Here is a 24691-nt window from a genome sequence, read left to right on the forward strand (position 1 = left end):
GCCGTCCGCGCACCGCCGCACACCCCGTCAGATACCCCGACGCATCCCCCGACCGCTGTCCGCGACCGCTCCCGGAAGGCTGCCATGACCCCCTCGAAGACCGCGGAACCGTCCGCCCGCGGCCGCACCGAGCGGCCGACGGTGCCGCTGATGCCGCCGACCGTCCGCAAGACCGTGACCGTGCTGCACGTGGTCTCCTCGGTGGGCTGGCTGGGCCTGATGCTCTGTCTGCTCACCCTGGGCGCCAACGCGCTGCTCACCGACGACGCCGACACCCTGCGCTTCTCCTACCGGGCGGCGGACCTGCTGGGCGACGCGCTGATCATCCCGCTCGCGCTGCTCGCCCTGCTCACCGGCCTGCTGCTGGCCCTGGGCACCCGGTGGGGGCTGTTCAAGCACACCTGGGTGGCGACCAAGTTCTGGCTGACCCTGGTGGCGGCCGCGGCCTCGATCTTCGAGCTGCGGGCCCGGCTGCACGAGGCCGCGCACGTGGTCGCCACGCACCCGACCGGGCCGATCTCGGCGATGGACCTGGGCTCGCTGCGCTCCACCCTGGTGGTGGCGCCGGTCGTGGCGCTCGCCATCTACGCGGCCAACGTGACCCTCTCGGTGGTCAAGCCCTGGGGCCGGCGCGACAAGGCCAAGGCCAAGGCCTCCTGACGCCGAGTCAACCACCGCCCGGCAAGCTCGAACGGCCGTCGGCCCGGTCCCCCGCGAGGGGGCCGGGCCGGCGGCCGTCGGTGCGCCCGTGCGTCCGTGGTGGCTCAGCGGACCTCGATGTTGGCCATCATCGCCATGTCCTCGTGCTCCAGGTTGTGGCAGTGCAGCATGTACCGGCCGCGGTAGCCGTCGAACCGGATCGCCACGGTGACCGTCTCGCCGTCGCGCACCAGCACGGTGTCCTTCCAGCCCGCGTCGGAGGCGCCGGGCCCCCCGCTGCCGCGCGAGAGCACCTGGAAGTTGCCCAGGTGGACGTGGATCGGGTGGCGCAGGTCGCTCTTCAGCTTCCAGGTCTCCACCACGCCCATCGTCGGGTCGGCGTCGCTGCGGTTCGGGTCGAACCCCTTGCCGTTCACCACCCAGCCCATCACTCCGCCGACCAGGCCGGAGGTGAAGTCGAAATTGCGGGTCACCCCGCCGGACGGGGGCGCCAGCCGCTCGAAGTCGCCGGCCAGCTTGGCCGGCAGCGGGGCCGGGGTCGGGCCGTCCTTGGCCACGTGGAAGCGCATCACCGAGCCGGGGCCGCCGGTGTCCTTGCGGTTGACCAGGGTGACCAGGGTGCCCACCCGGTAGCGGGAGAAGTCCACCACGACGTCGAACCGCTCCGCCGGGGCGATGTCGATGCTGTCGTGCGCGATCGGCGCGGGCAGCAGTCCGCCGTCGCCGCCGATCTGCTGGAAGGCCTGGCCGCCGGAGGGCGGCGGGTCCAGCGCCAGGGTGTACTCACGGGCGTTGGAGGCGTTCAGCAGGCGCAGCCGGTAGGTGGTGGCGCTGACGTCCACCACCGGCCAGGGCGCGCCGTTCACCAGGATCACGTCGCCCAGCACCCCGCCGCGGTACGCGCCGTCCACGCCGGGCGTCTTCAGCAGCGTCGGGTCCTTGGCCGGGTAGCGGAACGAGCCGTCGGCCTCGAAGGAGCGGTCGCAGATCAGCAGCGGCAGCTCGCGGTCGCCGTCCGGCAGCCCGAGGCCGGCCTCGACGTCGTCCCGGATCAGGTGCATGCCGGCCAGGCCGCGCCACACCTGCGGCGCGGAGAAGTCCATCCGGTGGTCGTGGTACCAGAGCGTGGCCGCCCGCTGCTCGTGCGGGTACTCGTAGTTGCGCACCCCGGTGACCACCGAGGCCCGCGGGTCCTTGGGCATGCCCGGCATGCTCGGCGCGGCCGAAGACATGCCCGCCATGCCCGCCATGTCGCCGCCGGGCAGCACCAGGTCGGTCGGGTAGCCGTCGCTCTCCGGGGCGGTCCGCCCGCCGTGCAGGTGGGTGACGATCGGCACGGAGAGCGCGTTGGTCTGGCGCACCACGGCGCGCCGCCCGCTGCGGGCCTCGAAGGTGGGCCCGGGGAACCGGCCGTCGTAGCCCCAGATGGTGGTCTTGTGGCCGGGAATGATCTCCACGTCGGCCGGACGGACCGTCAGATCGTAGTAGTCGGTGCCGCCGTCGGTCCGGGTCGGCTTCATCACCGGCGGGATCGGCAGCGGCACCTGGAAGGGCTGGGGGAGGGGCAGCGCGCTCTTCAGCAGTTTGGGACCGCCGCCCGCCCCCGAGGAGGAGCAGGCGGCGGCCAGGGGGCTGAGCACGACGGCCGAGGCCGCCCAGCCCAGCAGTTGCCGGCGCGAGGGGGACATCACGCGCCCCGGCGCGGCTGCCACACCCAGGTGGCCAGCGCGACGGCGACGCCGAAGGTGATCACCCCGAGCGGGACGTGCACGGCGAGGTTGTGCGAGCCGCCCACCGCGGCCTGCGCCACGACCAGCACCAGCAGCGCCGTGCTGGCCAGCGCCAGCCAGCCCGGCCCGCGCTTGCGCCAGTGCACCACGGACAGCACCAGCTGGATCAGGGCCAGCACGATCACCGCGGCCGCGCCCTTGGCGTGCACGTCCTTCATCGAGTCGTTGCCGTTGAGGAACGAGCCCGCGGTGATCGCCTGCACCACGATGGACAGGCACTCCAGGGCGACCACCACGGCCAGTGCCTTGGCCAGGCCGGTCCGCCGAACCGCCCCGCCGGCCGGACCGGCCGGGGCTCCGTATGCGGTCTTCTCTGCGCTCATCCGCTGTTGCCTTCTTCCACGATCGCTGGGTCCGGGTCGGACCACCGGCCGCTCTCGCAGCGGTCGGTGACCGATGATCAGGACCAGCATCGGGGTGCGGCGCCTCGCGGACATCCGCTGCTGAACGGCAACCCAGTACGCCGGTGGACGTACGGCGGGTGCGTCGGCGAACGGGGCCCGGCGATCAGTCCGCGTCGCCGCTGACCAGGCCGGACTGGAAGGCGAAGACCACCAGCTGGGCGCGGTCCCGGGCGTGCAGCTTGATCATCGCCCGGGAGACGTGGGTGCGGGCGGTGGCCGGGCTGATGAACAGCCGGGCGGCGATCTCCTCGTTCGACAGCCCGTCCGCCACCAGCGCGACGATCTCGCGCTCGCGGTCGGTCAGTTGGGAGAGCTGCGGGTGCAGCCGCAGCGCGGTGGCCGGGCGCGAGACGTAGGCGCTGATCAGCTTGCGGGTGACGCTCGGCGAGAGCAGCGACTCGCCGGAGGCCACCACCCGGACCGCGCGCAGCAGTTCCTGCGGCTCGGTGTCCTTGACCAGGAAGCCGCTCGCGCCGGCCCGCAGCGCCTCGAAGACGTACTCGTCGAGGTCGAAGGTGGTCAGCATGATCACCTTGGTGGTGGCCAGCTGCGGGTCCGCGGTGATCACCCGCAGCGCCTCCAGGCCGTCCATCTGCGGCATCCGGACGTCCAGCAGCGCCACGTCCGGCTGGGTCCGCCGGACCAGCTCGACCGCGGCCCGGCCGTCCACCGCCTCCCCGGCCAGCTCCATGTCGTCCTCCGAATCGAGCAGCACGCGCAGCCCGATCCGGACCAGGCTCTGATCATCGGCCACCAGTACACGGATCATGGGGCTAGCTTGCCCGAGGTAGCCGCGCGGTCACAACAAATCCTCCGCCCGGACGCGGACCGGCCTCCAACAGACCGCCCAGCGCCTCGGTCCGCTCCTTCATCCCCTGGATCCCGTGGCCGCCCGAGGCGCGCGAGCGCGGCCGGGCCGGCTCGGCCCCGGCCGGCGGGCCCGCGCCGTTACCCACCCGCACCAGCAACGCCCGGGGCGAGTAGTCGAGTTCCACCGAGGCGGCGTCCGCCTCGGCGTGGTGCAGCACGTTGGTCAGCGACTCCTGGACGATCCGGTAGGCGGCCCGCTCCACCTCGGCCGGCAGCGGCACCCGCTCCCCACTGACCGTCAGTTCCACCGCCACGCCCGCCCGGCGCACCGTGGCCAGCAGCTCGTCGAGGTGCTGCAGGCCCAGGTCCGGCTCGGCCGGCATCTCCCGGAACACCCCGAAGGTGGCGTCCAGCTCGGTCATCGCCTCCCGGCTGACCCGGCCCACCGCGTCCAGCGCGTCCGCCATCTGCTCCGGCCGCTTCTCGCTCACGTGCAGCGCGATCCCGGACTGCATGCTGATCACCGCCAGCGCGTGGCCCACCACGTCGTGCACCTCGCGGGCGATGCCGAGCCGCTCCTCGGCCACCCGGCGCCGGATCTCCTCGGCCTCGGCCCGGGCCACCGCCCGGCGGCGCAGCCGCACCGCCGCCGGCAGCGTGCCCGGCACCAGCAGCAGCACCCCCAGCTGCGCCGAGAAGCCCCACACCTCGTCGAACGGGGTTCCGGAGCCCAACGCCCGCACCAGGTAGGGCAGCAGCACCACGGCCAGGGCCAGCGCGCTGGCGCTCAGCGCCACCCACCACTCGGTGCGGCCGGCCACCGAGAGCAGCGCGGCGCCCACCGCCAGCGCGGCCGGGGTCGGGTGGTCGCCCATGCCCAGCGCGGCCGCCGCCGCGGCCGTCACCACCACCAGCGCGGGCAGCGGCCGGGAGCGCCGCACCAGCAGCGCCGCCGCCGTCACCACCCCCAGCGCGTCGCCCGGCACCGTGGTGCCGCGGTGCGAGAAGAGCAGTGGGGAGAGCGCCACCCCGGCACCCAGCAGGACGGCCAGCACCATGTCGAAGGCGGCTGTGCGCAGGTTCTCGGCGGACGGCGAACTGCTCGCTTCGGAGGTATCCACGCCCCGACCTTAGGAGGCGCCGGGCCCGGTCTCAACCGCCCCGGCCGGTCGGCTGCCGTTCCCCGGTACCGGTCATACGTTCGTCGGCGTACCAGGGTTACCGCGAGGCGCTGACGACATGCGAAGGGCTGGTGAGGGACCTTTGTGGAGAACCAGCAGCCCGTTCCCGGAGGAACCAGGCATGACCGTCCCCACCGCACCCGCACCGGCCACGCCGGGCCCCCGGGGCCCGCGCAGCAAGCCGTCGGGCGTCCAACTCCCGCCGCCGGTGCGGAAGACCATGGTGGTCCTGCACGTGATCTCCTCGGTGAGCTGGCTGGCCCTGATGCTCTGCGTGCTCGCGATGAGCACCACCGCGCTGCTGACCGACGACGCCGACACGGTGCGCGCCCTCTACCGGGCGATGCCAGTGCTCGGCGACACGCTGATCCTCCCGCTGAGCCTGCTCTCGGTGCTCACCGGGCTCGCGCTGTCGCTCGGCACGCCCTGGCGGATCTTCAAGTACCGTTGGATCACCGTCAAGTTCTGGTTGTCCCTGGCGGCGGCCGCGGCCTCCATCTTCCAACTCACCGCCCGGCTGCACGAAGCCGCCCACCTGGCGGTGACGCACCCGACCGGGCCGGTCTCCGCGATGCACCTCGGCTTCGTCCGCTACAACCTGGTGATCGTGCCGACCATCGCGCTGACCGTGTACGTGATCAACGTCTGGCTGTCGGTCTTCAAGCCCTGGGGGCTGCGCCCCCGCTGGGTCGCCAAGAACCGGCGCTCCTGACCGACCGCGGCCGACCGCTCCGCACCCACCACCACGCAGCTGACCGACCGACAGGAGAACCCGCCATGACCACCGAGAACACCAGCACGGCCGTCGCCGAGATCGAGCAGCTGTCCAAGGTCTGGTGCCAGGCCGAACTGACCGGCGACACCGGCACCCTGGCCGAGCTGCTGCACCCGGACTTCCTGGCGGTCGGCCCGCGCGGCTTCCTGCTCACCAAGGAGCAGTGGATCGGGCGGCACTCCTCCGGCGACCTGCGCTACACCGAGGTCGGCTGGGACGAGGCCGTGGTCCGGGTCTTCGGCGACACGGTGATCAGCGTGGCGGTCCAGGCCCAGCAGGCCACCTTCCAGGGTCGGCCGATCCCCGGATCCTTCCGGGTCACTCAGACCGCGGTCCGGCTGGACGGCCGGTGGGTGATCGCGGGCGTGCACCTCAGCGCCCTCGACGCCCCCCGGACGCCCGCCGCATAGGACCGCTTCCCCCGGCGGCTGGTCCGCCGACCACGGGCGTGGCATCCCCTGACGCGCCCGGGCCACAGGCGGACCCGGATTGCCCCCGGGTCCGCCTGTCGGCGGTCACGGCCCGGTACGGCCGGACGGCGGGCAGGCGGTGGCGGGCGCGGTCGCACGAGACTTCCGAACCCCTCCTGGGAGGCTGGCATGGCACGCGCGCGGCGACGGCTCGACACCGGTGAGGCCCTCGCGGCCGCCCTGCTCCTCCCGGTCCGCGGCCCCCGCACCCGCACCACCCCGGCCGGCCGGCCGACCGCCCCGCCGGACCCCGGCGCCCGCTGGCGGCGCCTGCCGGTCGAGCCGCGCGGCAGCAGCCAGATCGGCGTCTGCTTCCGCGGCGAACGGGCCGAGTCGCTCGGCCTGGAGCCGCGCGCCGCGCTGCTGCGGCTGCTGCGCTACCCCTTCGACCTGGTCCAACTGACCGCCTGCTGGCACCGGATGGAACCGGAGCCGCTCAGCTTCACCGGCGCCGACCTGGACTGGCAGCTCGACGCGGCCGCGCGGGCCGGCAAGCGGGTGGTCCTCTCGGTCGGCGGCGTCACCTCGGGCGGCGGCACGGCGGGCGGCGCCCCGGCCCACGTGCTCACCCGGGCACTGCCGCAGGGCCGGCTGCTGCGGGCCGAACGCCGCCGCCGGCTGCTCGACGCCTCGATGGCCTTCAGCGCCCGGGTGGTGCGGCAGTACCGCGCGCACCCGGCGGTGGCCGCCTGGCAGGTCGAGTGGGCGCCGCCGGACCCGCTGGGCCTGGAGGCCCGCTGGCGCTCCGCCGCCGACTTCGCCCGCCAGGAGGCCGAGGCGGTGCGCCGGGCCGACCCCGACCGCCCGGTGCTGCTCGCCGGACCGGCGCGGCAGACCCGCCGCCCCTGGCGGCGCCCCGGCCCGCCCGCCGCGGACCAGCGGGCCACGGCCCTGGTCGGGATCGGCCCGGGCCACCCCTCCCCCGCCGCGCCCTGGAGCGGTGCCTGGCGGCCCGCCGAACGACCCGCCGAGCGGCTGCTGCGCGCCTACAACCAGACCCTGCGCCGGCACGCGCCCGCCACCCCCCGCGGCTACCTGTTCCGCGACGCCGAGAGCTGGGTGCTGCGCGCCCGGGCCGGCGATCCGGAGTGCCTGGAGGCCTTCGCCTGGGTGCTGGCCAACCCCTGAAAGCACGTCAGCCGTCAGCCGCGGACGGGCGGCTGACGGCTGACGTTGTGTCGGCTGGATCTCGGGCAGCGGGGCCGGCCGGTCAGCCGGCCCGCCGCACCAACCGGATCGCCTGGACCGGACAGCCGTCCTCGGCGTCGGTCAGGCGCTCCAGCAGGGCGGCCGGCGGCGCCGGGTCGAGGACCAGCACCCGGCCGTCGCTCGGCCGCTGGTCGAAGACCTCGGGCAGGGTCCGCGCGCACTGGCCCGCCCCCGCGCAGCGCAGGCGGTCCACCACCACCTCGACGGCGGTCACCAGCGCACCGGCAGCTCGTACAGGCCGTACACCCAGGCGTCGGCGCGGAACGGCAGGGTCTCCAGCGGCTGGGCCAGGCGCAGGCCCGGCAGCCGGGCGAACAGCCGGGCCAGCGCGATCCGCAGCTCCAGCCGGGCCAGGTTCTGCCCGGCGCACTGGTGGATGCCGTAGCCGAAGCTCAGGTGCTTGGCCCCGGACCGCTCCGGGTCGAACCGCTCGGCGTGCGGGCACAGCCCCGCGTCGCGGTTGGCCGAGACCAGCGAGCAGACCAGCCACTCGCCGGCCCGGATGGTCACCCCGGCGATCTCGATGTCCTCGGCGGCCCGGCGCACCAGGCCGAACTGGATGACCGCGTGGAACCGCAGCAGTTCCTCCACCACCTGCTCCAGCCGCTCCGGGTCCGCGGTGAGCGGGCCGGGCGCCTCGGTCGCGCCGAGCAGCGTGGCCACCCCGAGCGCCAGCATGTTGGCGGTGGTCTCGTGGCCGGCGATCAGCAGCAGCATCGCGTGGCCGACCAGCTCGTCCTCGGTGAGCGGCGCGCCGTCCACCTCGCTGGCGCCGAGCCGGCTGAGGATGTCCTCGCCCGGCTCGTCGCGGCGCAGCCGCACCAGGGCGCGCAGGCAGTCCATCAGCGCCGTGGTGGCCCGCTGCACCTCCTCGGCGGGGGTGTCCACGCCGAGGATGGTCTGGGTGTGCCGCTGGAACTCCGCGCGCTCCTCGGCCGGCACCCCGAGCAGCTCGGCGATCACCAGGGAGGGGATCGGCAGCGCGAACTGCCGCACCAGGTCGGCGGTCCGCCCGGCGGCGAGCAGCTCGTCCAGGTGCTGGTCGACGATCTGCCCGATCCGCGGACGCAGCCGCTCCACCTGACGCACCGTCAGCTCCCGCATGTAGAGCCGGCGGCGCGTGGTGTGCTCGGGCGGATCCATGCCGATCAGCGACTTCGGCAGCATCACCGTGGACTTGCGGCCCACCGAGAGCGAGGGCGGCATGGCCTGGAACCGGTTGACGCTCACCCGCGGGTCGCCGAGCAGCGCCCGGACGTCCTGGTAGCGGGTGACCAGCCAGGCCTCCACCCCGTTGGGCCAGCGGTGCCGGCTGATCGGCGCCTGCTCGCGCAGCCCCGCGTACTGCGGGGGCTCGGCCAGCGGGGAGAGCCGGACCATCGGGAGCCCCGGCAGGTCCGGCGCCTGTGATTCAACGGTCATCGGAACTCCTAGATCATGATGCGGCCGCCGGCCACATCGATGGTCAGTCCGGTCAGCCAGGAGGAGGCGTCGGAGGCCAGGAACAGGGCGGCCTGGGCCACGTCGACCGGCTCGCCGATCCGGCCCAGCGGGAACTGCTTGACGATCATCGGCAGCCGGTCCGCGGGGATCCGCTCCCGCTGGCTCTCCGTCATGATCGCCGACGGCGAGACGCAGTTGACCCGCACCCCGTGCTTGCCGACCTCGCCCGCGACGTGCCGGGTGAACATCAGCACCCCGGCCTTGGCGGCCGCGTACGAGGCGGCGGCGAAGCCGGGCAGCCGGCCCGCCGTCGAGGCCATGGTGATGATCGAGCCGCGCCGGCGCTCGATCATCGAGGGCAGGAAGGTCTGCACCGCCAGGAAGGTGGAGGTCAGGTTGAGGTCCACCACGGAGCGGAACTGGGCCAGGTCCATCCGCTCGATCGGCACCGGGTCGCCCCCGCCGCCGACGAAGGCGCCCAGCACGTCGATCGGGCCGACCGCCTCGGTGGCCAGCTCGCGCAGCCGCTCCAACTCGGCCTGCTCGGTGCAGTCGGCGGCGAAGCCCACCGCGCTGCCGCCGGCCGCCCGGATCGCCTCGGCCGTCTCCTCGACGGCGGACTTGTCCCGGGCCGCCAGCACCACCCGCACGCCGTTCGCCGCCAGGGCGCGCGCCGTCTCGGCGCCGATGCCGCGGGAGGCGCCGGTGATCAGCGCGGTCCGGCCGATCAGGTCGGGGTAGACCGGGTAGCCGTTCGCGGTGGCGGCGGCGGTGTTGTCGGCGGTGTTGTCGTTGGTGTTGTCAGTGCTCACGGGTGACTCCTCACAGGTTCTGACGCTTCGTCACATCGCAGCACGACTTTGCCCGTCACCGCAGCCGCTTCCAGGAGTTGATGCGCCTCGGAGGCCTTGGCCAGCGGCAGGGTGCGGGAGAGCACCGGCTTGACCGCGCCGGTGGCCAGCAGGTCGAGCACCGCCGCCAGGTCCTCCTGGTAGGCGCTGGGCACCTTCTTCTCCAGGCTCCAGGCGTTGTAGAAGGTGGTCCGGCGGCCGTCCGGGGCCAGCTTGGGCAGGAACAGGCCGGCCACGAAGCCGAAGACCGCCAGGTCGCGGCGCGGCCGGCCGTTCTGCATCGCCTGGCTCTGGCCGTAGCCGACCAGGAAGCCGCCGCGCCGCAGCGACATGTAGGAGCGCATGAACTGGGTGCCGCCCACCGGGTCGAAGACGGCGTCCACGCCGTTCTCCGGCCGGTCCTTGACCACCCGCATGAAGTCCTCGGCCAGGTAGTCGATGTGCTGCGCGCCCAGCGAGGCCACCAGGTCGGCCTTGCCCGCCGAACTGGTGCCGAACGCCTGCACCTTGGCCAGCTGGGCGAGTTGCAGCAGCGCGGTGCCCACGCCGCCGGCCGCGCCGTGCACCAGGATGCTCTGGCCCTCGCGCACCCGGGCCACCCGGTGCAGCATCTGGTAGGCGACGAAGTAGTTCAGCGCGACGGCCGCCGCGTCCGCCGGGTCGATCCCGTCCGGCAGCAGCACCGCCCGGTCCTCGGGGACCACCAGCCGCTCGGTGTAGCCGCCCTCGCGCACCAGCGCGACCACCCGCTGACCCGGGCGCAGCCGGGTGACCCCGGGGCCGACCTCCTGCACCACGCCGGTCACGTCGTAGCCGGGCGTGAACGGCGGTTTGGGCCCGCCGGGGATCACCCCCACCCGCAGCAGGATGTCGCCGAAGGAGACGCCGGCCGCCAGCACCCGGACCAGCACCTGGCCGGGGCCCGGCCGCTGCTCCTGCTCGGTGATCGTCTCCAGGACCTCGGCGCCGCCGCGCCGGCTCACGATGACACGTGTGTATCCCATGGTGCCCTCTCAGTCGATGGGTCCGCCGCGACGAGACCGCCGCCCGCCCGCCGGCGGTCAGTTGAAGCGGTACTCGGTCAGGTCGCGCACCCGGCGGTAGCCGACCCGCTCGACCACAGCCTGCATCGCGGCGTAGTCGAGGAAGTGGGTGCAGACGCAGGCCTGCGCGCCGGCGGCCAGCGCCCGCGCGGTGACCTCGCCGAGCAGCGCGCCCGCGTAACCGCCGTTGCGGTGGTCGGGGGAGACGAAGACGCCGGACGGCCGGACCACGCCGCCGATCGGCTTGGCCCAGCCGGCCGCGCCGACCGGCTCGCCGTCGACCTCCCAGACGATCAGCCGACCGCCGGCGAACTGGGTGCGGGCCATGTGCGCGGTGTGCCGGGCGATCTTCTCCTGCGCCAGCCCGCTGTCCCGCATCACCGCCGCGTACCACTGCCCGATCCGCTCGACCTCGTCGGCCCGGGCCGGGCGGGCCGCGCCCGCCGCACCCGAGGCCGGCGGCGTGCTGTCGCAGCGCATCAGCCACTGGTCCCGCTCGCGGGTGGCGGTGCCGCCGCGCACCTCGCGCCAGCGCTCGGCGAAGGCGCCCGCCGACTCCTCCGGGCCGTTCACCCCGGGCAGTTCGGGCAGCCGCCCGGCCAGCTCCTCGGCCAGGGCCGCGGCGGCCGGCGCGGGCATCGCCGAAATGGTCATCCGGTAGGGCGACATCACCCAGGCGGCGCCCACCGGCTGCCCGCCGTCGGACACCCAGGCGAAGACGGCCGGCTGCCCGTCCCCGGGCAACTGCCCGTCCGGATCGGTGGCGTGACTGAGCAGCAGGTTGTTCGACACCGGGTCGCCGAGCAGCCACTTCTCCGCGGCAGCGGAGAACACGGCGGGCTCGGGAGTGGTGGACACGTCCATCGCGGTTCGCTCCGATCGGGTCGTCCGACGGGGGTCGGTTGTCTCACCCGCCACGTTAGGAGCCACCCGGTCACCCCAGTAGGTCCGCGCATCACCGATCGGACGGGCCGAATTCCCGCCCCGGCTGGGATCGCTGCCAGACGTGGCTGGGACACCGCCGCCAGGAGGCTGAGCAGCGGCTTCGAGGACCGGCCCCGGAGGACGGCGGCACTGCGACGGCAGGAGAGGACACTCAGGTGGACGACCTGAACGAGGGTCATGACCAGTACGGCGGCCGGGAACCGATCGCCGTGATCGGGATGGGCTGCCGGTTCCCCGGCGCGGCCGACTCCCCGGCGGCGTTCTGGGAGCTCCTGCTGGCGGGCCGCGACGCCATCGGCGAGGCGCCCGCCGAGCGCTGGGCGAACTACCGCGAGCGCGGCGGCGAGGACGCCGCGGCGCTGCGCGCGACCACCCGGCTGGGCGGATTCCTACCCGACATCCACGGCTTCGACGCGAGCTTCTTCGGAATCCCGCCGCGCGAGGCCACCCTGATGGACCCGCAGCAGCGGATCGCCCTGGAGGTCAGCTGGGAGGCGCTGGAGCACGCCGGCCTGCGCCCCGCCGACCTGGCCGGCAGCACCACCGGGGTCTGGTTCGGCGTCAACTGCGACGACTACGGGCGCCAGTTGCTGGAGGACCTGCCCCGGATCGAGGCCTGGACCGGGATCGGCGCCTCGCTCTGCGCGGTCGCCAACCGGGTCTCGCACGCCCTCGACCTGCGCGGGCCGAGCATGGCGGTGGACACCGCCTGCTCCGCCTCGCTGGTCGCCGTCGACCTGGCCTGCCAGGCGCTCCAGCTGGGCACCGCCTCGCTGGCCATCGCCGGCGGGGTGATGCTGATGGCCGGACCGGGCCTGACCATGGTGATGCAGTCGGCCGGGGCGCTGGCCCCGGACGGCCGCAGCAAGTCCTTCGACGCGGCGGCCGACGGCTACGGCCGCGGCGAAGGCTGCGGCGTCCTGGTGCTCAAGCGCCTCGCCGACGCCCGGCGCGACGGTGACCGGGTGCTCGCGCTGATCCGCGGCGGCGCCGTCCACCAGGACGGCCGCACCAACGGGATCATGGCGCCCAACGGGGCCGCCCAGGCCGAGCTCTACCGGCGCTCCTGCGCCGCCGCCGGCGTCTCCCCCGACTCGGTCGACTACGTGGAGGCGCACGGCACCGGCACCCGGGTCGGCGACCCGATCGAGGCCGGCGCGCTGGCCGAGGTGTTCGGCGCCGGCAGACCCGACGGCAGACCGTGCCTGATCGGCTCCGTGAAGTCCAACATCGGCCACCTGGAGGCCGCCTCCGGCATCGCCGGCGCGATCAAGGCGGTGCTCGCCCTCTGGCACCGCACCATCCCGCCGACCCTGCACCACAACGAGCCCAACCCCGCGGTCGACTGGGCCGCCTCCGGCCTGCGCGTGGTCACCGCGGCCACCCCCTGGCCCGGCGGCGACCGGGTCCGGCGGGCCGGCGTCTGCGGGTACGGCTACGGCGGCACGCTGGCCCACCTGATCCTGGAGGAGGCACCGCCGACCGTGCCCGCCGCCGACGTGCCCGCACCCGCCGAGGACCGGACCCCCCGGCTCTTCCCGCTCTCCGCCGCCACCCCGCAGGCGCTGGCCGCCACCGCCGCCCGGCTCGCCGAGGAACTCGGCAGCGAGCGCGGCGACCGGCTGCCGCTCGCGGCCGTCGCCCACACCCTGACCGCCCGGCGCGAACTGCTGCCCGAGCGGGCCGCCGTGGTGGCCGCCGACCGGGCCCAACTGCTGGAGCGGCTCGGCGCGGTGGCCGCCGAACGGTCCGCCGCCGGCGTGGCCACCGGCCGGCCGCTGCCCGCCGCCGCCGACCCCGGCGCCGTCTGGGTGTTCTCCGGCCACGGCTCCCAGTGGAGCGGGATGGGCCGCGAACTGCTCGCCACCGAACCGGTCTTCGCCGCGGTGCTGGACCAGCTGGAACCGGTCTTCCAGGCCGAGATCGGCTTCTCCCCGCGCCAGGCCCTGCTGGACGGCGAGCAGCAGGAGACCAGCCTGATCCAGCCGCTGATCTTCGCCGTCCAGGTCGCGCTGGCCGAGGTCTGGGCCGCCCAGGGGCTGCGGCCCGCCGCGGTGATCGGCCACTCGGTCGGCGAGATCGCGGCCGCCGTGACCGCCGGGGTCTTCGACCTCGCGGACGGCGCCCGGCTGGTCTGCCGCCGCTCCCGGCTGCTGCGGCTGGTGGCCCGGCGCGGCTCGATGGCCATGGTCAACCTGCCCTTCGAGGAGGTCTCCGAACGGCTCGGCGCCCGGCAGGACGTGGTCGCGGCGATCGCCGCCTCCCCGCGCTCCACCGTGCTGGCCGGCGACTCCGGCGCACTGCAGACCGTGGTCGACCGCTGGCGCACCGAGGACCGGCTGCACGTCCAGCGGGTCGACTCCCAGGTCGCCTTCCACAGCCGCCACATGGACCCGCTGCTGGACCTGCTGGTGGAGGCCGCCGAGACCATCGCGCCGCGCCCGCCCCGGCTGCGGCTCTACACCACCGCACTGGACGACCCGCGCGCCACCCCGGTCCGCGACGGCTCCTACTGGGCCGCCAACCTGCGCAACCCGGTGCGCTTCACCCAGGCCGTGGGCGCCGCGATCGACGACGGGTACCGGGTCTTCCTGGAGATCTCCCCGCACCCCGTGGTGGTCCCCGCGATCACCGAGACGCTCGCCGCCGCCGGGATCGAGGACGCGGTGGTCGCCCACACGCTGCGCCGCGACCGGCCCGAGCGGGCCACCATGCTGGCCAACCGCGGCCTGCTGCACTGCGCCGGCCTGACCCTCGAACCCGCCGCCGGCGACCCCGCCACCCTGGTCGACCTGCCCACCACCGCCTGGCTGCGCCAGCACTACGAGGCGCGCACCGGCGGGCTGCGGGCACCGGGCGGCCGGGCCCACGACCCGGCCACCCACACCCTGCTCGGCAGCCCCGTCACCGTGCACGGCGCCTCCCCGATCCGGTTCTGGCTGACCGACCTGGACCTGGAGAACCGCCCCTACCCCGGGCAGCACCCGGTGCGCGGCACCGAGATCGTGCCCGCCGCCGTCACCCTGGCCAGCTACCTGACCGCCGCCGGCACCGGCGCGCTCAGCGACATCGCGCTGCGCGTGCCGGTCCCGGTCGAAGTCCCGCGCACCGTGCAGGTGATCAGCCAGGACGGCGGGCTGCGGCTCAGCTCCCGCCCGGTCGGCGACGAGTCCGAACAGGGCTGGCTCACCCACTCCACCGCCCGCGCCGCCACCCCGGAGCTCTCCGACCGGCTGCCCGCCGCCGACTGCCCGCGCCCGCTCGACCCCGGCTTCGTGGTGGGCCGGCTGGCCGAGGTCGAGGTCGCCTCGATGGGCTTCGAGTGGCGGATCACCGAACTGCTGGCCGGCCCCGACGCGATGCTGGCCCGGGTCGACCTGCCCGCCGAGCCGGTGCCCGGACCGACCGGCTGGGCCGCCCTGCTGGACGCGGCGCTCTCGCTCGCCTCCGTGGTCTTCGAGGGCCCGGCGGCCCTGCGGATGCCGGCCGCGCTGGGCCGGATCGAACTGCTCGGCGAGGCACCGCGGCAGGCCCTGGTACGGGTCGCGGTGCAGCCCGCCGAGGCGGGCCCCGACACCGTCGACCTCGACGTCACCGCGCCCGACGGCACCCTGCTGGCCCGGCTGCGCGACCTGCGCTACGGCCGGCCGGAGGAGGACGCCGGCGGGCGGATCGGCCCGCGCCACCTGGTGCACGAGCTGGCCTGGCGCCCGCTCGACCTGCCGGCCGACGACACCGACCGGCTGCCCGAACTCGTCGTCGTGCTCGGCGACCTGACGCTGGCCCGGGGGCTCGGCCCGGCGCTCACCGCCGCCGGCCGGCGCTGCCTGGCCCTCGACGACCCCGCCGAGCTGGCCCGGATCGCGGAGCCCGCCGCCGTGCTGGTGGCCCCGCGCCCGGACGACTCGGCGGACCCGCAGGAGGCCGCCGAAGCCGCCGCCGAGCTGCTGCTGGCGGCGGTGCGGCAGGCCGCCGACGGCAGCCGGATCTGGTGCCTCACCCGCGGCGCCCGGGCCGCCACCGCCGCCGGCTCCCCCGCCCAGGGCGCGCTCTGGGGCCTGGGCCGGGTGCTGGCCGGCGAACACCCGCAGAGCTGGGGCGGCATCGTCGACCTGGACGCCCACGACCCGGTGGCCGCCGCCGCGCGGCTGGTCGAGGTGCTGCGGGCCCGGCCCGAGGAGGACGTGATCGCGCTGCACCGGGACCGCGCCGAGGTGGCGCGACTGGTCCCGGTGGCCGCCGACGAGGAGCGCGAGCCGGTCGCCTGCCGGCCCGACGCCAGCTACCTGATCACCGGCGGCTTCGGCGTGCTCGGCCTGCGCACCGCGCACTGGCTGGCCGCCCGCGGCGCCCGGCGGCTGATCCTGGCCGGCCGCACCGCCCTGCCGCCGCGCAGCAGTTGGGACCGCGCCGAGGACCCGGCCGAGCGGGCCCGGATCGCGGCCGTGCGCGAGCTGGAGGCCGCCGGCGTCACCGTGCACCCGATCGCCCTGGACATCGCCGACCCGGCGCAGGCGGCCCGGCTGCTGGACCCGGACGCGCTCGGCCTGCCGCCGATCCGCGGCGTGGTGCACGCGGCCGGTGCGCTGGACAGCCGGCTGGCCGTGGACACCGACCGCGCCTCGCTGCGCCGGGTGCTGCGGCCCAAGGCCGGCGGTGCGCTGGTGCTGCACCGGCTCTTCCCGCCCGGCTCGCTGGACTTCCTGGTGCTGTTCTCCTCGGCCGGCCCACTGCTCGGCCTGCCCGGCCAGGCCGCCTACGCCGTCGCCAACTCCTTCCTGGACGGGCTGGCCAGGCACCGCGCCGAGGTCGGCGACCGACACACCGTCAGCCTCGCCTGGACCTCCTGGCGCGGGCTGGGGATGTCCACCTCCTCCGAGCTGATCGACGCCGAACTGGCCGCCCGCGGCACCGGCGACATCACCGCCGCCGAGGCCTTCGCGGCCTGGGAGTACGCCGAGGGCCGCGGCCGACCGTTCTTCGCCGTGCTGCGCCACCTGGCGCCCGAGCCGGGGGCCCGGCGGCCGGTGCTGCTGGCCGAGGCCGCCGTGCCCGAGCCGGCCGGGGAGGCGGCCGACCAGCCGGCCTGGGCCGGCCTGACCGGCGCGGAGCTGGCCGAGCACGTGCACGAGGCGGTCTGGGAGCAGGTCTGCGCCGAGACCCACCTGACCGGCCGGATCGACCCCAGGGTGCCGCTCACCGAGGCGGGCCTGGACTCGGTCGCCACGCTGATCATCCGCCGCCGGCTGGAGCGGCACTTCGGCACCGCGCTGCCCGCCACGCTGCTGTGGAACCGGCCCACCGTCGAGGCGATCAGCGAGTTCATCACCGGGCTGCTGTCCGGTTCCGTCCCCGAGGAGGTGGCCCCGTGACCACGACGACCGACCACGAGCAGCCGGCCTGGCTGGCCGACCGCGCCGCCGACTTCGGGTCGGCCGGCTACTGGCGGGGCGTTCCGCTGGGCGAGCTGATGTGGCAGTGGGCCGACCGGTACGGCGACCGGACCGCCCTGGTGGACCGCGACGCCCGGCTCGGCTTCGCCGAACTGGCCCGCCGGGCCGACCGGTTGGCCGAGGCGCTGGGCGCCGCGGGGATCCGCCAGGGCGACCCGGTGCTGGTCCAACTCCCCAACAGCTGGGAGTTCGTGGCCGCCTTCCTGGCCTGCCAGCGGATCGGCGCGGTGCCGGTGCTGGCCCTGATGCCGCACCGCGGACGGGAGTTGCACGCGCTGGCCGAGCAGGCCGGGACCCGCGCGCTGCTGGTCGCGGAGCGCTGGAACGACTTCGACCACCAGGCGCTGGCCGCCGAAGTGGCCGGCCCGCACCCGGTGTTCGTGCTCGGCGAGCGGGTCTGGCCGGGCCACCTGGCGCTCGGCCCGCTGCTCGCCGACGAGGCGCCGCAGGCCGCCGCGGCCCGCCGGGCCCGGCTGGACGCGCACCGGCCCGACCCCGGGCGGATCGCCCTGCTGCTGCTCTCCGGCGGCACCACCGGCCACTCCAAGCTGGTGCCCCGCACCCACGACGACTACGAGTACAACCTGCGCCGCAGCGCCGAGGTCTGCGGCTTCGACCAGGACACCGTCTACCTGGCGGTGCTGCCGGCCGCGCACAACTTCCCGCTCGGCTCGCCCGGGATCCTCGGCGCGCTGGGCCGCGGCGGCCGGGCGGTGCTCTCCCCCTCGCCCCGCCCGGAGACCGCCTTCGCGCTGGCCGAGCGCGAGGGGGCCACGGTCAGCTCGGTGGTGCCCTCGATCGCGCAGCGCTGGACCGAGGCGGTGGCCGCCGGCGCGACCCCGCCCGCCACCCTGCGCACCCTGCAGATCGGCGGCTCGGTGCTCCCGCCGGAGACCGCGGAGCGGATCGAGGCGGTGCTCGGCTGCCAGGTGCAGCAGGTGTACGGCATGGCCGAGGGGCTGCTCTGCTACACCCGCCCCGGCGACCCCGCCGAGCTGCGCACCACCACCCAGGGCCGGCCGATCTCGGACGGCGACCGGATCCGGCTGGTGGACGAGGAGGACCGGCCGGTGCCCGACGGCGTGCCCGGCGAACTGCTCACCCGGGGCCCGTACACCGTGCGCGGCTACTACGGCGCGCCGGCCGGCGCCGCCGCGGCCTTCACGCCGGACGGCTGGTACCGCACCGGCGACCTGGTGCTGCGTCACCCGAGCGGCAACCTGGTGGTCACCGGCCGGATCAAGGACATCATCAACCGCGGCGGCGAGAAGATCGCCGCGGCCGAGCTGGAAGAGGCCGCCCAGTCGCTGCCGCAGGTCCGCCAGGCCGCCGCCGTGCCCGTGCCGGAGCCGGAGCTGGGCGAACGGGTCGGGCTCGCGGTCACCCTGCGGGACGGCGCCTCGCTGACGCTGGGCGAGCTGCGCGAGGCCTTCCGCCGCCGCGGCCTGGCCGGCTTCCGCACCCCCGAGCACCTGCTGGTGCTCCCCCGGCTCCCGCTCACCCCCGTCGGAAAGATCGACAAGAAGGAAATCCGCCGACTGCTCGCCGCCCAGACCCCCTCCTGACAGCCCGCCCGCAGGGCCTGACACCCGCGAAGGAGCCCCGATGGCCACCGACCAACCGGGAAAACTGAACAGCTGGCAGCTGAAGTCCGTTCTGACCGTGCTGCTGACCGGGCAGTTGCTGTCCGCCCTGGACCAGACGGTGGTCGGCACCACGCTGCCCACCCTGGTCGGCCGGATCGGCGGCCTGGACAAGCTCACCCTGGTGATGACGGTCTACCTGGCCACCTCCACGGTGGCCGCCCCGCTCTACGGCAGCCTGGCCGACCGGTACGGACCCAAGTCCGCCTACCTGGCCTCGATCGGCCTCTTCACGGCCGGCTCGCTGGCCGTCGGGCTGAGCGGGAACATCGTCGAACTGACCCTGTTCCGCGCGCTCCAGGGGTTGGGCGCCGGCGGCCTGGTGGTGCTGGCCTTCACCATCTCGGCGACCGTGGTGCCACCACGGCTGCTCGGCCGGATCCAGGGGCTGGTCGGCGCGATGTACGCGCTGGCCTCACTGGTCGGGCCGCTGGTCGGCGGCGCCTTCACCCAGTACCTGTCCTGGCGCTGGTGCTTCCTGATCAACGTTCCGATCGGGCTGGCCTCGCTGGCCGCCGTGGCGCTCCAGCTGCGGCTGCCCGCGGTGGCCCGCTCCGAGCGCCGCGTCGACTACCGCGGCGCCGGGCTGCTCACCGCGGCCGTGTCGGCGCTGCTGGTGGCCGCGGTGCTGGGCGGCTCCACGCTGTCCTGGACCTCGCCGCAGGTGCTCGCGCTGCTGGCCGGCGCGGCCGTGCTGGCCGTGGCCTTCGTGGTCAACGAGCGGCGGGCGGCCCAACCGCTGCTGCCGCTCCACCTGTTCCGCAAGCCGGAGATCGGCCTGGCGATGGCGATCACCTTCGTGGTCGGCACCGCGATGTTCGGCGCCTTCGTCTTCCTGCCGCTCTACCTCCAGGTGGTGCGCGGTGACGGCCCGACCACCGGCGGGCTGCAACTGCTGCCGCTGATGATCGCGGTGATGGCCGGCTCCGGACTGAGCGGCTGGCTGATCGCGGTGGTGCTCGGCCGGACCAAGCGGGTGGTGCTGCTGGGCATCGCCACCATGACCGTCAGCCTCTACCTGTTCAGCCGGCTGGACGCCGGCACGCCGCGCTGGGAGCTGTGGCTCTTCGAGGCGGTGATGGGCGCCGGGATGGGCATGGTGGTCTCCAAGCTGATCATCCTGGTGCAGAACAGCGCGGGCCGGTCCGAGATCGGCACCATCACCGCGCAGGCCGCCTTCTTCCGGATCATCGGGGCGGCGATCGGCACCGCGGTCTTCGGTGCGGTGCTGGAGGGCCGGCTGCGGCACTGGCGCGGCCAGCTCTTCGGCGGCGGCGCCGGCTCGCTGCCCAACGGCCAGCAGGTCGTCTTCCAGAACCCGCAGGCGGTCCGGGCCCTGGCCGCCACCGACCCGGAGGCGCACCGCCGGGTGGTGGACGCCTTCGCGCACTCGCTGCAGAGCGTCTTCCTGGTCGCCGTCCCGGTGATGCTGATCGCCTTCGCCCTCGCGCTGTTCCTCCCCGACACCCAGCTCAGCGCGGCCGGCGGCCACCGCGCCGCGGCCCACCCGCACACCGACGAACCCGAGGGGATCCCCACCCCATGACCTCCGCACTCACGTCCTCCGCAACTTCCACGGCCACCCGCGACACCCTCGGTGCGACCCCCGATCGCACCGCCCGCCGCACCGGCAACGGCTACCGGATCGCCCTGCTGGCGATCCTGCTGCTCGCCGCCGGGCTCGACCTGTGGTCGCTCTCCGGCACCGGCTTCGACAGCTACTACGGCGCCTCCGCGTTCAGCGGCGCGCACAGCTGGAAGGCCTTCTTCTTCGGCTCGCTGGACACCGGCAACTTCATCACCATCGACAAGCCGCCGCTGGCCTACTGGCTGGAGTCGCTCACCGCCCACGCGCTCGGCTTCGGCGCGTTCAGCGTGCTGCTGCCGCAGGCGCTGGCCGCCGTCGGCACCACCGCGGTGCTGGCCCGCACGGTGCGGCTGGTCTGGGGCGAGGTGGCCGCCCTGCTGGCCGCCGCCGCCTTCGCGCTGACCCCGGTCACGGTGACGATGGCCCGCAGCAACCACCCCGACATGGTGCTCACCCTGCTGATGACGCTGGCCGCCTGGGGCTGGGTCTCGGCGGTGCGCACCGGCCGCACCGCACCGCTGGTCTGGGCCGGCGTCGCGCTCGGCCTCGGCTTCATGACCAAGATGTGGGCGGCCTGCCTGCCGCTGCCGGCGCTGGCCGTGGTGTACGCGCTGGCCGCGCCCGGCCCGGTGCGCCGCCGACTGGCCCAACTCGCCGCCGCCACCGCCGCCCTGGTGGTGGTCGGCGGGGCCTGGATCGCGGTGGTCGCGCTCACCCCGGCGGCCGACCGGCCGTACATCGGCAGCACCAACGGCAACAGCATCCTGCAGAGCTTCTGGGACTACAACGGGCCCGGCCGGCTGTTCGGCGCCGACTCGCCCGCCTCGGTGCTGCCGCCCGGCGTGCCGGACAAGGTGCTCGGCGCCACCCCCGGCCTCGGCCGGATGTTCGCCCCGGACGTGGCCGGACAGATCGGCTGGCTGCTGCCGCTGGCCGCCGCCGGGCTGGCCGCCGGGCTGTGGACCGCCCGGCGGGCGGTGCGCACCGACCCGGGCCGGGCCGCGTTCCTGATGTGGGGCGGCTGGGCCGCGCTGCACCTGCTGGTCTTCAGCTTCGCCCAGGGCCAGTGGCACGCGTACTACACGGTCGCGCTGGCCCCGGCGGTCGCCGCACTGGCCGGCGGCGGGCTCGCGGTGATGATCCGTCACCGCCTGGCCCTGCTCACCGCGCTGGGCCTGGGCGCCACCGTCGGCTGGGACCTGCTGCTGCTGGACCGCACCCCGCACTACCTGCCCTGGCTGCGCCCCGCGGTGGGCGTGGTCGGCGCGGTGGCGGTGCTGCTGGCCGGCGCCGACCTGCTCACCACCCGGCTGGCCGGCCGCACCACCAACGGCCGCCGGTTCGCCGCCGGCGCGGCCGCGGTGGCGATGGCCGCCGCGCTGGCCGGACCGGCCGCCTACGACGTGACCACGGTCCGGGTGGGTTCGCCGGGCGGGCTGTCGCAGGCCGGCCCGCTGCAGCAGCCGGTGCTGCCCACCGTGGTCTGGGAGTCGCTGCCGATGATCCTGGGCAAGCACCAGGGCCTCGACCCGCGGATGACCGGATTCCTGGAGCAGAACCGCGGCAAGGCCCGCTGGCTGCTCGCGGTGCCGGACGGCCCGACGGCCGGCACGTTCATCCTCGGCACCGGCCAGCCGGTGCTCGACATGGGCGGCTTCCGCGGCACCGACCCGGCGCTCACCGCCGACCGGCTGCAGGCCCTGGTGGCCTCCGGCGAGCTGCGGTTCGTGCTGAACGGGCCGCCGCTGGGCGGGGTCCGGCCGGACCCGGTGGGCGTGGCCCGCAGCGCCTGGATCACCGCCCACTGCACCCCGCTCGGCGGCGGCACGCCCGCGCCCCCCGGGACGCCGGTCCTCACCGACTGCGCCCCGCACTGACCTCACCGAACCGCACCACCTGATCAACCTTCACCAATCGCTTCGCCGGTCGTCCCTGACCGCCCGTCACCGAACGAGGTTCCGATGTCCAACGCGATCCTGTCCCCCGACGCGACCAGACCCGCGCCTGCCGACGCGCAGGCCCAGAACGGCACCCGACTGAACTCGCTGACCGGCCTGCGCGCGCTGGCCGCCCTCGGCGTCTTCCTGGCCCACCTGAACGTCTTCCTGCCGGTCCCCGGCACCCACGGCTGGTTCGGCCTCGGCGGCGCCGGCGTCCCCTACTTCTTCGTGCTGTCCGGCTTCGTGATCGCCTGGTCGTTCAGCGACCGGGACACCGCCCGGCGGTTCTACGGCCGCCGGTTCGCCCGGATCTGGCCGCTGATGCTGGCCGCCACGGTCGCCGGGGTGGCGCTGGCCCTCTGGTTCGCCAAGGGCAGCGACACCGACGAGACCCTGCTGCTCGGCACCGCCAGCGTGCTGCTGGTGCACGCCTGGAACCGCAACGGCCTGCTGACCTCGCCGGACCCGGTCAGCTGGCCGGTCTCCGTGGAGGCCGCCTTCTACCTGCTCTTCCCGGCCGTGGTGCGGCCGATGCTGCGCCGCTCGCTGCGTCAGCTCGCGGTGCTGGCCGTGCTGTTCGTGCTGGTCGGCTGGGGCATCAAGACCTACCTCTGGCTCAACTGGCCGGTCGGCACCCGGCTCGACACGACCGGGTTGAACGCGATGGTGCTGGGCACGATGTCACCGCCGGCCCGGGTGAACGAGTTCCTGCTCGGGGTCGCCGCGGCGGCCGCGATGCGCAAGGGCTGGCGCAGCCCGGTCCGCCCGTGGGTGCCGGTCACCCTGCTGGTGGTGGCCCTCGGCGTGCTGATGCACTACCAGAACGCGCCTTGGCGGACCATCACCCTGTACGACGCCCTCGACCCGGTCTGCGCGCCGATCTTCGCGCTGCTGATCGTCTCGGTCGCCACCCGCGAGCTGGCCGGCGTCCGGTCGGTGCTCGGCTCCCGGCCGGTGGTGGCACTCGGCAACTGGTCGTACGCCTTCTTCCTCTTCCACTACCTGGTGCTCTACGTGGTCGGCTCGCTGGCCCTGCACCGGCACTCGCTCAACGACTTCTTCTACCAGCAGGTCCCGGCCACCTGGGCCAACCTCGGCTGGGCCGGTCTGGCCCTGGTGATCTCGGTCGCCCTGGCCGGGGCCCTGCACCTGCTCTACGAGCAGCCGCTGGAGCGAGGGCTCCGCGCACTGTTCGGCGCCCGCCGCGGCACGCGGGCGGCAACCGTTCCCGGTACGTCTACTCCTAGGGAGACGCAATGAACGCAGTCCTGACCGCTTGGGGCGACAACACCAACGGGCAGCTCGGCGACGGCAGCACCACCACGCAGAGCAGCCCGCTGACCGTCCAGGGCCTGGAGGGGGTGGTGACGGTGGAGGCCGGCAGCGGCCACGTGGTGGCCCTGCTGGAGGACGGCACGGCCGTCGCCTGGGGCCGCAACGCCTTCGGCCAGCTCGGCGACGGCAGCGTGGAGAACCAGTCCCGTCCGGTGCCGGTGCGCGGCCTGCGCGGCATCAAGCAGATCGAGCCGGGCGGCGGCCACACCCTGTTCCTGCTCGACGACGGCACCGTCTGGGCCGCCGGGGCCGGCTTCTTCGGCTGCCTCGGCCCCAAGTACCGCGCGGTGCAGCCGGTTCCGGTGCGGGTGGAGGAGCTGAGCGGCGTCCGCCAGATCGCCTCCGGCGGCGGCCACGCGCTGGCCCTGCTGGACGACGGCACGGTCTGGAGCTGGGGCCGGGACGACTTCGGCCAGCTCGGCGACGGCCCCGGGGCGGACTCCCGCCCCGGCCGCTCGGTGCAGGAGCACAACGGCCGCAGCTACCCCAACCGCTACGTGCCGGCCCTGGTCGAGGGGCTCGGCGAGGTCCGGTCGATCGCGGCCGGCGGCGGGCACAGCCTGGCCGTGCTGGCCGACGGCTCGCTGGCCGCCTGGGGCTGCAACGACCGCGGCCAGCTGGGCGACGGCACCATGAACCACCGCTCCAGCCCGGTCAAGACCCTGGAGCTGTCCGGGGTGGCCTCGCTGGCCTGCGCCTACCACCACACGCTGGCCCTGCTGGAGGACGGCACCGTCCGCGCCTTCGGGGTGAACGACCGCGGCCAGCTCGGCGACGGCACCACCACCCACCGCACCAGCCCGGTGCGGGTGCTGGGCCTGCGCGGCGCCAAGGCCGTGGTCGCCAGCGGGGGCGGCGGCGACGTCGACCCGGGCGACATGGGCCACAGCATGGCGCTGCTCGACGACGGCACCGTCTGGGCCTGGGGCTGCAACGACCACGGCGAGCTGGGCGACGGCAGCACCGACGAGCACCAGACCCCGGTCCGGATCCCCGCGCTGTCCGACATCCGGCACATCACGGCCGGCGGCGAGGTGCCGCACTTCCGGGAGAACCCGGGCGGCGGCTACGGCCTCGCCCTGCGATGACCGCCCGGCCCGGGCCCCGCACCACCCGTCAGGCGACCCACCGACCCACGAACCGTCCCACCT

General features: G+C 75.0%; 19 protein-coding genes. 10 read left to right on the top strand and 9 right to left on the bottom strand.

Annotation, left to right across the window (positions count from 1 at the left end; all coding sequences use genetic code 11):
- Window positions 1–84: 84 nt before the first annotated feature.
- Window positions 85–660: a DUF2269 domain-containing protein gene (locus FHX73_RS03975; protein WP_145903302.1), complete on the top strand. Its 576-nt coding sequence runs from the start codon at window positions 85–87 to the stop codon at window positions 658–660.
- A gap of 104 nt (window positions 661–764) precedes the next feature.
- On the opposite strand, the gene FHX73_RS03980 is transcribed toward FHX73_RS03975, so the two are convergent.
- The 4 genes from FHX73_RS03980 to FHX73_RS03995 all read right to left on the bottom strand — a co-directional run bounded on the left by FHX73_RS03980 (window position 765) and on the right by FHX73_RS03995 (window position 4785).
- Entirely contained in the window at window positions 765–2348 is a 1584-nt protein-coding gene (locus FHX73_RS03980; RefSeq protein ID WP_145903303.1) for a multicopper oxidase family protein, read from the bottom strand.
- Window positions 2348–2773, bottom strand: a complete 426-nt coding sequence (locus tag FHX73_RS03985; protein ID WP_145903304.1) for a COX15/CtaA family protein — start codon at window positions 2771–2773, stop codon at window positions 2348–2350. The genes FHX73_RS03980 and FHX73_RS03985 overlap by 1 nt, the downstream gene beginning before the upstream one ends.
- Window positions 2774–2957: 184 nt before the next feature.
- Window positions 2958–3623 (bottom strand): response regulator, encoded by a 666-nt coding sequence (locus FHX73_RS03990; RefSeq protein ID WP_145903305.1) that lies wholly within the window; start codon window positions 3621–3623, stop codon window positions 2958–2960.
- 4 nt (window positions 3624–3627) lie between these two features.
- Window positions 3628–4785, bottom strand: coding sequence for a sensor histidine kinase (locus FHX73_RS03995; protein ID WP_145903306.1), 1158 nt, complete (start codon window positions 4783–4785; stop codon window positions 3628–3630).
- A 181-nt stretch (window positions 4786–4966) separates the two neighbouring features.
- On the opposite strand from FHX73_RS03995, the gene FHX73_RS04000 reads away from it, so the two are divergent.
- The 3 genes from FHX73_RS04000 to FHX73_RS04010 all read left to right on the top strand — a co-directional run bounded on the left by FHX73_RS04000 (window position 4967) and on the right by FHX73_RS04010 (window position 7218).
- Entirely contained in the window at window positions 4967–5557 is a 591-nt protein-coding gene (locus FHX73_RS04000) for a DUF2269 domain-containing protein (protein ID WP_145903307.1), read from the top strand.
- A 65-nt stretch (window positions 5558–5622) separates the two neighbouring features.
- Window positions 5623–6030, top strand: a complete 408-nt coding sequence (locus FHX73_RS04005) for a nuclear transport factor 2 family protein (protein WP_145903308.1) — start codon at window positions 5623–5625, stop codon at window positions 6028–6030.
- A 189-nt stretch (window positions 6031–6219) separates the two neighbouring features.
- Complete coding sequence (locus tag FHX73_RS04010; protein ID WP_145903309.1) at window positions 6220–7218, top strand: hypothetical protein; 999 nt, start codon at window positions 6220–6222, stop codon at window positions 7216–7218.
- A gap of 82 nt (window positions 7219–7300) precedes the next feature.
- On the opposite strand, the gene FHX73_RS44485 is transcribed toward FHX73_RS04010, so the two are convergent.
- Genes FHX73_RS44485 through FHX73_RS04035 form a run of 5 tightly spaced genes read right to left on the bottom strand, consistent with a single transcriptional unit; the run spans window position 7301 to window position 11500 of the window.
- Complete coding sequence (locus tag FHX73_RS44485; RefSeq protein WP_170304831.1) at window positions 7301–7513, bottom strand: ferredoxin; 213 nt, start codon at window positions 7511–7513, stop codon at window positions 7301–7303.
- The gene (locus FHX73_RS04020) at window positions 7510–8721 is read right to left on the bottom strand and encodes a cytochrome P450 (RefSeq protein ID WP_145903311.1); all 1212 of its coding nucleotides are present in this window, start codon (window positions 8719–8721) and stop codon (window positions 7510–7512) included. Before FHX73_RS04020 ends, FHX73_RS44485 begins: the two co-directional genes overlap by 4 nt.
- An 8-nt stretch (window positions 8722–8729) precedes the next feature.
- Entirely contained in the window at window positions 8730–9554 is an 825-nt protein-coding gene (locus tag FHX73_RS04025; protein WP_145903312.1) for an SDR family NAD(P)-dependent oxidoreductase, read from the bottom strand.
- The gene (locus FHX73_RS04030) at window positions 9551–10597 is read right to left on the bottom strand and encodes a medium chain dehydrogenase/reductase family protein (RefSeq protein WP_145903313.1); all 1047 of its coding nucleotides are present in this window, start codon (window positions 10595–10597) and stop codon (window positions 9551–9553) included. Before FHX73_RS04030 ends, FHX73_RS04025 begins: the two co-directional genes overlap by 4 nt.
- 57 nt (window positions 10598–10654) lie before the next feature.
- Window positions 10655–11500 (bottom strand): GNAT family N-acetyltransferase, encoded by an 846-nt coding sequence (locus tag FHX73_RS04035; protein ID WP_145903314.1) that lies wholly within the window; start codon window positions 11498–11500, stop codon window positions 10655–10657.
- Between the two features lie 236 nt (window positions 11501–11736).
- On the opposite strand from FHX73_RS04035, the gene FHX73_RS04040 reads away from it, so the two are divergent.
- The 6 genes from FHX73_RS04040 (at window position 11737) to FHX73_RS04065 (ending at window position 24628) form a co-directional block, all read left to right on the top strand.
- Complete coding sequence (locus tag FHX73_RS04040; RefSeq protein ID WP_246213336.1) at window positions 11737–16953, top strand: type I polyketide synthase; 5217 nt, start codon at window positions 11737–11739, stop codon at window positions 16951–16953.
- Window positions 16950–18599 carry a (2,3-dihydroxybenzoyl)adenylate synthase gene (locus FHX73_RS04045; RefSeq protein ID WP_246213337.1) on the top strand — a complete coding sequence of 550 codons (1650 nt, stop codon included), beginning with the start codon at window positions 16950–16952 and terminating at the stop codon, window positions 18597–18599. Before FHX73_RS04040 ends, FHX73_RS04045 begins: the two co-directional genes overlap by 4 nt.
- 40 nt (window positions 18600–18639) lie before the next feature.
- A complete protein-coding gene (locus FHX73_RS04050; protein ID WP_145903315.1) occupies window positions 18640–20223 on the top strand; it encodes an MDR family MFS transporter in 1584 nt (527 codons plus the stop codon).
- Window positions 20220–22142 carry a glycosyltransferase family 39 protein gene (locus tag FHX73_RS04055; RefSeq protein WP_145903316.1) on the top strand — a complete coding sequence of 641 codons (1923 nt, stop codon included), beginning with the start codon at window positions 20220–20222 and terminating at the stop codon, window positions 22140–22142. The genes FHX73_RS04050 and FHX73_RS04055 overlap by 4 nt, the downstream gene beginning before the upstream one ends.
- Before the next feature lie 84 nt (window positions 22143–22226).
- On the top strand, window positions 22227–23465 hold the full coding sequence (locus FHX73_RS04060; RefSeq protein ID WP_145903317.1) for an acyltransferase family protein: 1239 nt from the start codon (window positions 22227–22229) through the stop codon (window positions 23463–23465).
- The gene (locus FHX73_RS04065) at window positions 23462–24628 is read left to right on the top strand and encodes an RCC1 domain-containing protein (RefSeq protein ID WP_145903318.1); all 1167 of its coding nucleotides are present in this window, start codon (window positions 23462–23464) and stop codon (window positions 24626–24628) included. Before FHX73_RS04060 ends, FHX73_RS04065 begins: the two co-directional genes overlap by 4 nt.
- Window positions 24629–24691 lie beyond the last annotated feature (63 nt).

The organism is Kitasatospora viridis (assembly GCF_007829815.1).
Classification (GTDB): Bacteria; Actinomycetota; Actinomycetes; order Streptomycetales; family Streptomycetaceae; genus Kitasatospora; species Kitasatospora viridis.